We start from the raw sequence: 12,646 nt of genomic DNA, 5'->3' as shown, positions 1-12,646 counted from the left end.
GCGGATCATTGCGGCGCCTCCGCAGGCAGCGGGGGACCACTGGGCGGCGGCGGTCCGGCTGGCGCCGGGGTCGGCGGCAGCAGCATTCCCTCGACCGTCGGTGGCCCCGGCGGGATATTGCTCAACACGTTGGGCGGTCCAGGGATGGGTGCGCCAGGGAACAGCGCCGGGTGTGGGATGGCCGGTGCGTCGTCGTCCGGCGTGTACAGCCCGCGCGGGCCCGGCGGCTGATTCCAGCCGGGCGGCGGCGGCACATCTCCCTCCCCGAGATAGGCCGAGACGGAGGGGAACGGCTCGGGCGGATCACCCGGTCCCGCCCCTCCGGGGGCGAGCTTGGGATCGGTGTAGATGAGCCGATTAGGACTGGGCGCGGGCCGCAAGTAGGCGTTGATCGGCAACGGGATGTTGTTGACGTTGAGCAGGCGCAACGCGGGACCGAGGTAATTCGCGCAGAGCTTCGCCGTCTCGGGCGCGGTGGTGTTGGCGATGCCGCCGATGAGGCCGCAGACGAAGTACACCGGATTCGCGAAGTTGTTCAACACGAACGCGCCCGTCACCGCGCCGCCGTTGGGGTAGTAGATGTTGTTGTAGTTGGCGATCGCATGCGGGGTGATGTGCAGAACATTTTCCAGTGCAAGGCGGTTGTCGGCCAGGGTCTGGGTGACGTTGGCCAGCCGCTGAATCTGTTCGGCGGTCTGATCACGGGTGCCCGCGACGAAGCGCTGCACCTCACCCAGTGCCACCGACAGTTCGGACAGCGCCGCGTCCAGATCGGATCTGCTGTCGTCGATCACGCTACTCAGGGTGGCCAGCCGGTTCTCGAACAGGACGATCTCCTGCTTGCTGTCGCGAAGGGCGGTGACGAAGATCTGCAGGTTCTTGATGATGTCGACGATGTTGCCGCTGCCCTCTGCGAAAATCCGGGCCACTCCCGACAATTGCGCGAGCGTCTGTCGCAGTTTTTCGCCGTTACCGTCCAACGCATCGGCCGCGCTGTCGATGAACCGCGAGACGGAGGTGTCTGACACCCCGGCCTTTGGCCCCAGTTCCGTTGCCAGACGCATCAACTGGTCCTTGACCTCGTCCCACTCGACGGGTACAGCGGTTCGGTCGCTGGGAATCACCGCACCGTCCGCCATCTTCGGTCCGTCTCCGGTGCGGTAGGCGGGGGTGAGTTGGACATAGCGTTCCGCCACCAGATTCTGAGCGACGATCACCGCCTTGGCATCGGCGGGTACGGGCACCCCGCGGTCGACCGTTAGGGTCATCTTGGTCTGGTCGCCCTCGGGGCTGATGGCCTCGATCTTGCCGACCGCGACGCCCGACACCTGCACCTCGTCGCCGGGATAGATTGCGGTCGCAGTAGGGAAATACGCCGTGATGGTCTTCGGTGCAAAGAACACCTGGCGCACCAGGAACACCGCGCCGGCGACCAAGACGATGGCCAACAGGACCGCCGCCACGGCCACCAGGGTCCTACGGGGTGCCGTCATCGGGAAGGTCTCCTGGCTGTGGGATGGCGTTGATCGGGAAGGGCAGCTCTGCGCGCGGCCCCGCGGTGTCCGGCGGCTGGCCGGCATCCATGCCGCGGCGGAAGCCGAAGATGTAGTCGAGGAACGGCTGCAGAAGCTGCGCCGGTTGAACGTTCGGGATGAACGCGTTGTAGTAGAAGCCGCTCGAGATGATCTCGCCCTGCGTCAGATAGTATTTCTTGGCCCCGACCAGGATCTTGGCGAGGTTGTCGCGGTTGCGCTCCAGCATCGCCATCACCTCGTTGAGGTGTTGCAGTGTGGGGGCCAACTCTTGCTCGTTGTCGGCAACCACGCCGGTCAGTTCGCGTGACACGGCTGCCGTGGATCTGAGCAGGCTGGTGATCGCGTACCTGCGGTCGTTCAGCACGGCCAGCAGATCGTTGGCGTTGAGGATCAGCGCGTTGACCTGACGGCTGCGTTCGCTGAAGATCTCGGTGACGTCGCCGGCAGTCTTGAGCAACTCGGCGAGGCTTTCGTTGCGGTTGTTGAGCGACCGCGACAATCGGGACACTCCGTCGAATGTCGGACCCAGCTGTGGAGCGATCTCATCGAGCGTCGCCGCGAGGGTGTCCAACGACTGGTTGAGCGAATCGGTGTCCGTGGCGGCGGTGTTCGCTGTCAGCTCACTGACCGCGTCGGTCAGCGAGTACGGCGACGACGTACGCGTAGTCGGGATCGGCTGGTCACGGTCCAGGGTGCCGCTGCCTTCGGACTCCAGCGCCAGCACTCGTTCACCGAGCAGCGTTCCGGTGCGGATGTGTGCGGTTGATTCGGAGCCGAGCGCGTACTTACTGTCGATCGTGAAGCCGACCAGCGCATCGCCGTTGACGAGTTCGACGGACGACACCTGGCCGACCTTGATTCCGGACACCGTCACGTCATTGCCGCTTTGTATGCCACCGGCTTCGGTGAACAGCGCTTGATAACGCAGAGCGGTGGCCCAGGACAGCAGCCGTATCGGCTGCAGCCCTATCATGATGACCAGGATCATCAGGACGACGCCGATGATGCCTGCCTTGATGAGCTTGGATCCGCGGTACTTGTCCATCTACCGGTCCACGCACCTTCCGGTCTCTTGTTTGATCCACGGAAATACGACGGTTTCTCCCTCGAGCGAGCTCGCACGGAAGGTGATTCCGCAGATGTAGTAGGGGAAGAAGGAGCCGTAGGATCCCACCCTCGCGAGTTTGCGGTAGATCTCGGGCAGCCGCTGGATGGTGGCGTCCAGCCGCGGTAGATCGGTGTTCAACAGCGGCGCGAGCCGGTTCAGCTGGTCGATCGTGTTGTTCAATGGCGGCCTGGCCCGGCCGAGAAGATCTGCCAGCGACGAGGTTCCGTTGTCCAACGACTCGATGGCCGTGCCGATCGGATCGCGGTCCGCGGACAGTCCTGCGATCAGTTGATCCAACCGGTCGATCGCGCCGGAGAACTCGTCACCGTCTTTGGAGAGCGTGTCCAGCACCGTTCGCAGTTCGTCGATCAACTGCTCGATCACCTGGTTGTTGTCGGCGAGCGAGTTGGTGAACGATGACGTCTTCGAGAACAGCGATTCCAGGGTCCCACCCTGACCCTGGAGGATCTGGACGAGGGATGTGGTGAGACCGTTGACGTCTTCCGGATTGAGGCCTTGGATAACCGGTTTGAGGCCGCCGAGCAGCAGATCGAGGTCGAGTGCCGGCGCGGTGCGATCAACCGGGATCTGGGCGCCGGCCGGCAGAATCCTCGCTGAATCCGGAGTGTCGATCAGTTCCAGATACCGGTCTCCGACCAGATTGAGGTAGCGGATCGCGGCCTTGGTGCCGGTGGTCAGCTTCGTGTTCTCATCGGCGTCGAACTTGATGAGGACCGTTCTGTCGGCCTGCAGCGACACGCTCTTGACCGTGCCCACTCGAATACCGGCGATGCGCACGCTTTCGCCGGCTTTCAGCCGCGACGCGTCTTCGAAGACGGCCGAATATTCTTCTGCCGACCCGGTCCTCGAGTCACTGAAGACCAGGAACAGGAATCCGGTCAGAATCGCCATGATCAGCGCGAAGATCCCGAGCTTGATAAGCGTGCCCGTTGATCGCGTCATCCCGGCATTCCGATCTGTGCGGTATTGCGTGGGGGCCCGTCGAGTGGACCGAACAACCAGTTCTTGAGCCCTTCAGAGTTCAGCAGGATGCCCGCATTGCCGTATTGCGCCGGATTGGTGCCGACATCCCCGATGATCTGCGGCGGCGTGAATTCCGGTGGCAATTCAGGCAGACCGAGTTCCTTGCAGTAGTCACGACCACCGCTCTTCGCGCCGACCTTCGGTAGGTCGCCGGGATATCGGTAACGCTCCGTTCCCAGCGTCAGGCCGGACGAGACGAAGATGCCCGAGAACTGTGGTGGCGACTTCGCGAAGGGGATCAGGCCGCCGATGCCACACCACAGCGACTTCTTGTAGAGGTTCAGCAATTCGGCGGTCGGCACCAGATTCTCCAGCACATTACCGAGCGCCTCGCGGTTACCGCCGATCACCTCGTTGCCGATGTCGGCCAGACCGATTGCGCTGATCAGGAACTCGTCGAGATTCTGCTGCTGGTCGACGATGGTATTGCTGATTTGTGTCGAGCTCTGCAGGACCGAGAGGAGGTCCGGCGCCGCGTCACCGTAGGCGGTGAGCGTGGGTACGGAGGCCTCGATGTCACGAGCCAGATTCGGCAGGCTCGGGTCGATCTTGGCGAGTAGCGCGTTGAAGTCCACCAATGTCTGGCCGAATTTGTCGCCGCGGCCGTCGAAGGCTGACGCGATCGCACCCAACGTCTCGTTCAACTTGGCGGGATCAATTTTGTCGAGCACGTTCACAAGCTGTTGGAACACCGTGTTGATCTCGACGGTGACATGCCGGCCCTCGATCACCTGTCCCTTCTGCAGTTCACGCGGCGAGGGATCCTCCGGGGGCAGAAATTGGACGAACTTCGCACCGAAGACAGTCGTCGACTCGATGTCGACCCCCACATTGGACGGAATGAGGTGCATCTGCGACGGATTCAGGGCCAGATGAAGAACTGCTTTGCCGTCCGGCCGCTGCTCGATCGTCTCCACCCTGCCGACCTCGACGCCACGCATCTTGACCTTGGCGTCGGGGTTCATCACGAGGCCGGCCCGGTCCGAAACGACCGTCACCGGAACGGTTTGTGTGAAAGTCCCGGCGAACAGACCGATGGCCAGCGCGATGATCAGGCCGATGACCACGATCATGGCCAAGCCTGTCAGCGGGCGTACCGCGCTACCCTTCACCTAGGCTCCCCTATCCCGACAGGTTGAAGTTGCCGTTGCGACCGTAGACGGACAAAGACACGAGCAGCGTGACCGTCACGACCAGGATCAGTGAAGTGCGCACCGCGTTACCGGTAGCTACGCCCACGCCGGATGGCCCGCCGGAGGCGAAGTAGCCGTAATAGGTGTGCACCAACAGGATCGTGATGGCCATCAACACCGCTTGCAGGAACGACCACAACAGATCGATCGGGTTCAAGAATGTATCGAAGTAGTGGTCGTACAAACCGCCGGACTGGCCGAACAGCATCACCGTAACGAATTGACTGGCTAAGAAACTCAGGATCACCGCGATGGCGTATAACGGGGTGATCGCCATCATGCCCGCCGCGATCCGCGTGGAAACGAGGTACTCGACGGGCCGAATGGCCATCGCTTCCAGCGCATCGATCTCCTCGTTGATGCGCATCGCTCCTAACTGCGCGGTCACCCCGGCGCCGAATGTGGCCGCCAATCCGATGCCGGCGACCGTGGGAGCGGCGATGCGCACATTGATGAACGCGGCGAGGAATCCGGTGAGGGCCTCGATCCCGATGTCGCCCAGCGAGGAAAAGCCCTGTACCGCCAGCGTTCCGCCCGCGGCCAGCGTCAGAAAGCCGACGATCACGAGAGTGCCGCCGATCATCGCCAAGGTGCCCGCGCCCATGGAGATCTCGGCGATCAACCGGATGATCTCCTTTCGGAAGTGCACCGTTGCGTGCGGCACTCCACCAAGCGCCCTCAGGTAGAACAGCATGTGGTCGCCGACGTTGCCGAGCCAGTCGACCGGCCGGCGCACGCCCCGCGCGAGGCGGGGGTAGTTGCTGCGGAGAACCGTCAAGGTACCCATCGATAACCCCCGCTCACTCCGTCGCCATGTGGATGCCGACCGTCGTAACGAGCACGTTGACCGCGAACAAGGCCATGAACGCGTACACCACCGTCTCGTTGACCGCGTTGCCCACCGCTTTCGCCCCGCCTCCGGATACGGTCAAGCCGCGGTAACAGGCGACCAGACCGGCGATCAACCCGAAGAGTAGGGCCTTGACACACGAGATGATCATCTCGGGCACCCCGGTCAACAGGGTGATGCCCGCCGCGAAGGCTCCCGGGTTGACGTCCTGGATGAACACCGAGAACGTGTAGCCGCCCAGGATCCCGATGATGACGACCAGGCTGTTCAGCAGCAGCGCCACCAGGCCCGAGGCCAGCATCCGCGGCGTCACCAACCGCTGCACCGGGTCGATGCCCAACACCTCCATCGCGGAGATCTCCTCGCGAATGGTCCGCGATCCCAGATCGGCACACATCGCCGTCGCGCCCGCTCCGGCCACGATCAGCACCGTCACCAACGGACCCACCTGCGTCACCGCTCCGAACGCAGCACCGGCACCGCTGAGGTCGGCTGCCCCCAACTCACGCAGGAGAATGTTCAGCGTGAAGGAGACGAGGACGGTGAACGGAATCGCCACCAGCACCGTCGGCGCCAGCGAGACCTTCGCGACGAACCACGACTGCTCCAGGAACTCACGCCACTGAAACGGCCGACGGAAGATAAACCTGAAGGCATCGGCCGACATGGCGAACAATCCACCCACCGCCTGCATCGGCCCCGTCAGATTCTTGATCTGCGGTAGGCCCGGGGTCCACCGCTCCGGCCCACTACCCCGCGCCACAGCCGTCTCCTTCCAGGATGGTCACCGCCGCGACCGCCGTCGGTCCGCCGATGTTGTGAGCAAGGCCAATCCGGGCACCGTCCACTTGGTTCACGGCTTCACCGCGAAGTTGTGCAAATAGTTCGACGCATTGCGCGACACCGGTCGCGCCGGGCGGATGCCCTTTGGCCTTCAGCCCTCCGCTCGGGTTCACAGGCAACCCTCCGCCGACAGTCGTGACTTCGGCTTCGACGAGTTTGTGGCCCCCGAACCTCTCGGCGAATCCCAGATCTTCATAGCTGATCAGCTCGATGCCCGTGAAGAAATCGTGAACTTCCGCCACATGAACATCGCTAGAAACAAGACCGGCCATCTCAAAAGCCTGTTTGGCGGCGCGTGTTGTCGCCGGGAACGTCGTCATGTCCGCCTTGTGCTGGTGCATCACGGAGTCGAGGCCGAGGCCGACCCCACGGATCCATACCGGACGGTTCGTGAACTGGTCGACGACGTCTTCCGCGGCGAGCACCAGGGCCGCCGCGCCATCACTCTGTGGCGCGCAGTCGTAGAGCCCGAACGGCGTCACGACGATCGGCGCCTCGAGCGCCTGCTCCATGGTGATCTCGAAGCGCAGTCGCGCCTTGGGGTTCTTCACGCCATGCCGGTGGTTCTTCACCGCGACCATGGCCAGGTGTTCACGCGTCGCCGGCGACTCGTGCAGGTACCGCCGCACGTGCAGCGCGAAGCCGGCGGGCGAGACGACCCCGAGCGGGTAGTCCCACGCCATGTCGCGGGCCATCGCCTCCCACTTCCACAGCATGTCGCGCGACGTGGTGTCGCGCAGCTTGTCGGCGCCCATCACCAAGGCGACATCGTAGGCCCCCGAGGCGATACCGAACAGGGCATTGCGAATCGCGTCGTTGCCTGTGGCACAGGAGTTCTCGACGCGGGTGACCGGCAGGTCGGGCAATCCCAGGCTGTCCGCGAGGATTCCAGCCGGAAACCCGTCGGCGGTACCCATCGCACCGAACCAGGCGCCTTGCAGATCCGACTTCGCCAAGCCCTTGTCCACACTGGCGGCGCATTCGGAGAAGGCCATGGGCAGAAGGTCTTTCAACCCCAGTGCGAAATGCTCGCCGAACGCGGTCATTCCGGCGCCGACGATCGCCACCTTCCTCATGCGCGGCCCCTCATGCCGCCACCGGTTCCGGTTCGAACATGTATCCGTAGTCCGGCACCCCGGACCGCACCGCGACCCTGCGCAGCGCCAGGCGTCCGCGGGTGCCGATGTCGACCGAGCCCGGCTCCGCACCGGTGACCTTCACCAGCGCGCGCACCCCGACGCCGTCGAGCTCGACGATCACCAGAGAGTACGGCGAACGCAGGCCCGGCACCGGGAGGTGCACCGTCGTCTCGGTGTAGACCGTTGCCGTGCGCGGCAGCGGAATCAGCTCGTAGCCGGTGGACAGCGTGCCGTCGTCGGCCAATCGGTAACGGGGCGGGAAGTCCAGCTCGTCGGAATCGGCGAAACGACCTGCTTCCCAACGCACTTTGGCTTCGAACGCGCGCTCGTAGGCCGCCAGGGAGATGGGGATCTCCGCATCGCCGATGACGGTCCCGTCGGGCAGGGGGCGCGCTGCCGGCTCGCGCCGGTGCAGCTCGGCGACACCGCCGATGATTGTGATGCCCGAGAGGCTGGCTTGTTCGACGGCGACCAACGGCCCCGTCGTATCTCGCTCCGCCATACCGGCCAGTGCGAACAATCCCGAGCTCGCGCCCGTTGTCGGCAGCGGGGGCGCGTCGCCGAGGGTCAATTCGCTTGCGCGAGCGTGATCGACCCCGGCCACGGCAGCCGGGGTGTCGAGCCAGGCCGCTTCCAGCGAGGCGATCAGTCCCCGCTCGTGGAGGAGGCGGGGGTCGCCGTAGTCGTGCACGTCCCCGGTGGCCTTGCGGGTCCGCACCGGCAGGCTGCGGGCCACCCGCGCGGCCGTCCGCACCTGCAGGCCACGTTCGGCGGTCAGGATCGCGGCCGCGCCCGCGGGCTCGAGGTCGGTGCCGATGATCAGCGTTCGCGGCCTGGCCGAGCTGACGGCGTCGAGTGTCGCGGGCGCCCCGCCGAGTCGCTCGTCGACCTCGAGTTCCGGATCGAGCCCGAGACCGGCGAGCAGCACCGCAGCATTGCTGCTGTCGAGCAGCGGCAGATCACGACTGACCAGCACGACGCGCTCGACCGCGCCGCTGGCGATCAGCGCCGCGCGGCCCGCCTCGACGGCAAGGGTGACCGCGTCTTCGTCATCGCCGGGCACGCGGCGCCGGGGGTCCCCCCAACACGGCAGGTACGTGCCGATCGACGCGACGTAGGGCATCGGTGACTCTCTTTCGAACCTAGGTGACGGCGCCGGCCGTCTTGAGCTCGATGATGCGGTCCCAATCCAAGCCGAGTTCCAGCAAGATTTCGTCGGTTTGCTCCGCAAAGTCCGGAGCGGGGCCGGTGTGGGGTGCGCTGACGTCGAATTGCACCGGGTTCGCGACCAGTTCGAGTTCGCCAGCCTGCACCATGTACTCGTTGGCGCGGATCTGCGCGTCCTCGGCGGCCTGCAGGGTGTCCTGCACCGGCGCCCACGGGCCCAGCAGCGTCGCGAACCGCTCACTCCATTCCGTGAGCGGCCGCTTGGACATCGCTTCCTTGAGGATCTCCGCGGCCGCCTCGGTGTTCTCGGCGATCGACTCCGCAGTCGCGAACCGCGGATCGTCGGCGAGGTCGTCGAGGTCCATGTGCTTGCACACGTCGGCCCAGAACTTGGTGGGCTGCATCATCACGAAGGAGATGTAGCGATCGTCGGCGGTCGGATACAGCCCGACGAGCGGGTTGATCGGCGATCCGTGCACCCCGGGCGGGAACGCCTCCATCCGTTGGCCGAGGTGCTTGGTCAGCGCGACGGTGTGCCCGAGCGACCACAGCCCGCTGCCGAGCAGCGACACGTCGACCACCGACGGCTCGCCGGTGCGCTCGCGCTTGAGCAACGCCGCCGCGATCCCCCCGGCCAGGTTCGTGCCGGAGATGGTGTCGCCGTAGGCCGGGCCGGGCGGTCCGACCATGCCGGGCGTGCCGGGCGGCGTGATGGTGGCCGCCGTGCCGGCGCGGCACCAGAACGCGGTCATGTCGTAGCCGCCCTTGACGGACTCTTCACCGCGCGGGCCCAGCGCACTGCCGCGGGCGTAGATGATCTTCGGGTTCACCGCACGGATGTCGTCGACGTCGATGCCGAACTTCTGCCGGTGGCCGGGCAGGAAGCTGGTCAGGAAGACGTCGGCGCGACGGGCCAGTTCCAGCAGGACCTCTTTGCCCTCCGGTACCGACATGTCCAGGCCGATGCTGCGCTTGCCGCGGTTCGCGTGCTCGATGTTGGGGTTGGGGTCGCCCTCGACGCGCAACAGCCCGGTCTGCCGCAGTCCGCGCTGCGGATCACCGGTGACGGCGTGTTCGACCTTGATGACGTCGGCACCCCACTCGCGTAGCACGGCGCCCGCCGAGGGAACGAAGCCGTACATCGCGACCTCGAGGACGCGGATGCCGTCCAGCGGCCTGCTCATCGGTGTGCTCCCCTCTTCGCGCAAGCGCTCATCCGTGTGCTCCCCTCTTCGCGCAAGCGCTCATCCGTGTGCTCCCCTCTTCGCGCAAGCGCTCATCCGTGTGCTCCCCTCTTCGCGCAAGCGCTCATCGGACGACCGTCGCGAAGGTCTTCGACTCGAGGAACTCCTCTAGTCCGGCGATGCCCATCTCGCGTCCGATGCCCGACTGCTTGTATCCGCCGAACGGGCTGTCCGGGCTGAAGTAGTTGCCGCCATTGATCGAAAAGGTGCCCGTTCGGATGCGCCGGGCGACCGCCAACGCGCGCTCCTGGCTGCCGAACACCGCACCGGACAGCCCGTAGATGGAGTTGTTGGCGATCCGCACCGCGTCGTCATCGTCGTCGTAGGCGATGACGACCAGCACCGGCCCGAACACCTCCTCCTGGGCGATCTCGCTGTCCGGGTCGACATTGGTCAGCAGCGTCGGCGTATAGAAATAGCCGGGGTCGACCTTCTCGCCGCCGGTGACCAGCGTGGCACCGGCATCGACGGCGCGCTGGACCATGCCGTCGACCTTGTCGCGCTGCTTCTCGCTGATCAGCGGCCCCATGTAGGTGCCGGGATCGGCGGGGTCGCCGTAGCGCACCATGCCGAAGTTGTTCTTGACCATCTCGACGATCTCGTCGTGGTGCTTGCGGGGCACCAGGAGTCGCGACGTCAGCGCACAGCCCTGGCCGGCGTGCGAGACCATGCTGAACGCGCTGAACAGTGCCGCCGTGCCGAAGTCGGCGTCGTCGAGCACGATCGCCGCCGACTTGCCGCCCAGTTCGAGGAAGACCTTCTTGAGTGTGTCGCTGGCGGCCGCCATGATCCGGCGGCCCGTCGGAGTCGATCCGGTGAAGGTCACCATGTCGACGTCGGCGCTGGTGGTCAGGGCGGCGCCGACCTCGGGGTCGGCTCCGCTGAGCACGTTGACGACGCCGGCGGGGATGTCGGTGTGGTTGGCGATCAGCTCACCGAGTGCGAGCGTGATCAGCGGAGTGTCCGGCGCGGACTTGAGGATCACCGTGCAGCCGGCGGCCAGCGCAGGCGCCAGCTTGGCCAGCGCCAGCTGGTTGGGATAGTTGTAGGCGATGATGGCCGCCACCACGCCGCCGGCTTCCTTCTCGACCCAGCGGTGGTGCTGCATGCCGCGGCTCTCGATGTTGCCGAGGTCCTCGGTCATCGGATAGCTCTTCAGCAGGTCGGCGTAGTAGCGCACGATCTCGATCGGCTGGTCCAGTTGCGCACCCTGGCACAGCGCCTCGGTGGCACCGACCTCGGCGATGGTCAGCGCGGCCAGTTCGTCACGATGCTCGACCAGTGCCCGGTGGAACTGCTCGAGACAGCGGATGCGTAGCTCGGTGTCGGTCGACCACTCGGTCTCGTCGAACGCCCGGCGCGCCGCCGCGACGGCCGCTTCGGCGTCGGCGACCGTGGCGTCCGGCGCATGACCGAGCACCTCACCGGTCGCGGGATTGATGGAAGGAAACGAACGAGAGGTCTCGAGCAGCTGTCCGCCGATCAGCAGCCGCCGATCGACACCGCGTGACGCGGTATCCGTTGCCGCTGCCTCCGAGATGGTGGTCGTTTCCTGCATCATCCTCCTCAGCAATAGTTGCCGGTGTTGCTACTGTGATGGAAACTTCATTCTCATCACCGGCGAATCATACATTCGCCTACAGAGAACTCAAGGAAATGGTCGGAACTGCCACTGCCTGGGATTTACGGTGCGACAATCGTCCGTCGAACGTCTCATCAGTGGGAATGGTGGAGCCCTTGTGTCTTGCTAGATTGCAGTACACGAGAGTACGGTTCTCATAATCGGAAGGATGATTCTTGACGGGCAGGGGCCAACCGAAGGCATGAAGAACGCCGTCGTGACCGGAGGCGGATCCGGCATCGGACTGGCCGTCGCGCACCGCCTGCGCGCCGACGGCATGCACGTGGCCACCATCGACATCAACCCGTCGGACGCGGAGTTCGCCTTCACCGCCGACGTGACCGATCGGGCGCAAGTCGAAGAGGCGCTGGGCGCCGTGCGGGCGCAGCTCGGGCCCGTGACGGTTCTGGTGAACGCCGCCGGACTCGAGAAGTTCAAACGGTTCACTGATCTGAAGTTCGAGGACTGGCAGCGCGTCATCGACGTCAACCTCAACGGCGTCTTCCACTGCATCCAGCTCGTGCTGCCCGACATGATCGAGGCCGGCTGGGGCCGCATCGTCAACATCTCGTCGTCGAGCACCCATTCCGGACAGCCCTACATGTCGTCCTACGTGGCGGCCAAGTCGGCGGTCAACGGGCTCACCAAGTCCCTCGCGCTCGAATACGGCCCCGCCGGCATCACCGTAAACGCGGTGCCGCCGGGGTTCATCGACACCCCCATGCTGCGCAAGTCGGAGGAACGCGGCTATCTGGTTGTGCAGAAGAACATCGACTCGACGCCGGTGCGCCGGATCGGCAGGCCGGAGGACATCGCGGCCGCGTGCGCGTTCCTGGTCTCCGAGGAGGCCGGTTACATCACCGGACAGATCTTGGGCGTCAACGGCGGCCGGAACACGTAAC

General features: G+C 65.2%; 11 protein-coding genes. 1 reads left to right on the top strand and 10 read right to left on the bottom strand.

Annotated features, from left to right (window positions below; genetic code table 11):
- Positions 1-5: 5 nt before the first annotated feature.
- From ABGB19_RS18580 to ABGB19_RS18535, 10 genes are all read right to left on the bottom strand, one after another.
- Positions 6-1,493, bottom strand: coding sequence for an MCE family protein (locus ABGB19_RS18580; RefSeq protein ID WP_347687441.1), 1,488 nt, complete (start codon positions 1,491-1,493; stop codon positions 6-8).
- Positions 1,477-2,580, bottom strand: a complete 1,104-nt coding sequence (locus ABGB19_RS18575) for an MCE family protein (protein ID WP_347687440.1) — start codon at positions 2,578-2,580, stop codon at positions 1,477-1,479. Before ABGB19_RS18575 ends, ABGB19_RS18580 begins: the two co-directional genes overlap by 17 nt.
- Positions 2,581-3,606 carry an MCE family protein gene (locus tag ABGB19_RS18570; protein WP_347687439.1) on the bottom strand — a complete coding sequence of 342 codons (1,026 nt, stop codon included), beginning with the start codon at positions 3,604-3,606 and terminating at the stop codon, positions 2,581-2,583.
- Positions 3,603-4,799, bottom strand: coding sequence for an MCE family protein (locus ABGB19_RS18565; protein ID WP_347687438.1), 1,197 nt, complete (start codon positions 4,797-4,799; stop codon positions 3,603-3,605). The genes ABGB19_RS18570 and ABGB19_RS18565 overlap by 4 nt, the downstream gene beginning before the upstream one ends.
- A gap of 10 nt (positions 4,800-4,809) precedes the next feature.
- Complete coding sequence (locus ABGB19_RS18560; RefSeq protein ID WP_347687437.1) at positions 4,810-5,667, bottom strand: ABC transporter permease; 858 nt, start codon at positions 5,665-5,667, stop codon at positions 4,810-4,812.
- A gap of 13 nt (positions 5,668-5,680) precedes the next feature.
- The gene (locus ABGB19_RS18555; protein WP_347687436.1) at positions 5,681-6,493 is read right to left on the bottom strand and encodes an ABC transporter permease; all 813 of its coding nucleotides are present in this window, start codon (positions 6,491-6,493) and stop codon (positions 5,681-5,683) included.
- Positions 6,480-7,649, bottom strand: a complete 1,170-nt coding sequence (locus ABGB19_RS18550; protein ID WP_347687435.1) for a thiolase family protein — start codon at positions 7,647-7,649, stop codon at positions 6,480-6,482. Before ABGB19_RS18550 ends, ABGB19_RS18555 begins: the two co-directional genes overlap by 14 nt.
- Positions 7,650-7,659: 10 nt before the next feature.
- Positions 7,660-8,835 (bottom strand): OB-fold domain-containing protein, encoded by a 1,176-nt coding sequence (locus ABGB19_RS18545; protein ID WP_347687434.1) that lies wholly within the window; start codon positions 8,833-8,835, stop codon positions 7,660-7,662.
- 19 nt (positions 8,836-8,854) lie between these two features.
- Complete coding sequence (locus tag ABGB19_RS18540) at positions 8,855-10,063, bottom strand: CoA transferase (RefSeq protein WP_347687433.1); 1,209 nt, start codon at positions 10,061-10,063, stop codon at positions 8,855-8,857.
- 124 nt (positions 10,064-10,187) lie between these two features.
- Complete coding sequence (locus ABGB19_RS18535) at positions 10,188-11,681, bottom strand: aldehyde dehydrogenase family protein (RefSeq protein ID WP_347687432.1); 1,494 nt, start codon at positions 11,679-11,681, stop codon at positions 10,188-10,190.
- 265 nt (positions 11,682-11,946) lie between these two features.
- On the opposite strand from ABGB19_RS18535, the gene ABGB19_RS18530 reads away from it, so the two are divergent.
- Positions 11,947-12,645 (top strand): SDR family NAD(P)-dependent oxidoreductase, encoded by a 699-nt coding sequence (locus ABGB19_RS18530; RefSeq protein WP_347687545.1) that lies wholly within the window; start codon positions 11,947-11,949, stop codon positions 12,643-12,645.
- Position 12,646 lies beyond the last annotated feature (1 nt).

Origin of the sequence: Mycobacterium sp. B14F4 (assembly GCF_039871645.1) — a bacterium.
Classification (GTDB): domain Bacteria; phylum Actinomycetota; class Actinomycetes; order Mycobacteriales; family Mycobacteriaceae; genus Mycobacterium.
Note: the sequence above shows the minus strand (reverse complement) of the source record. Positions and strands in the feature narration are given on the sequence as shown.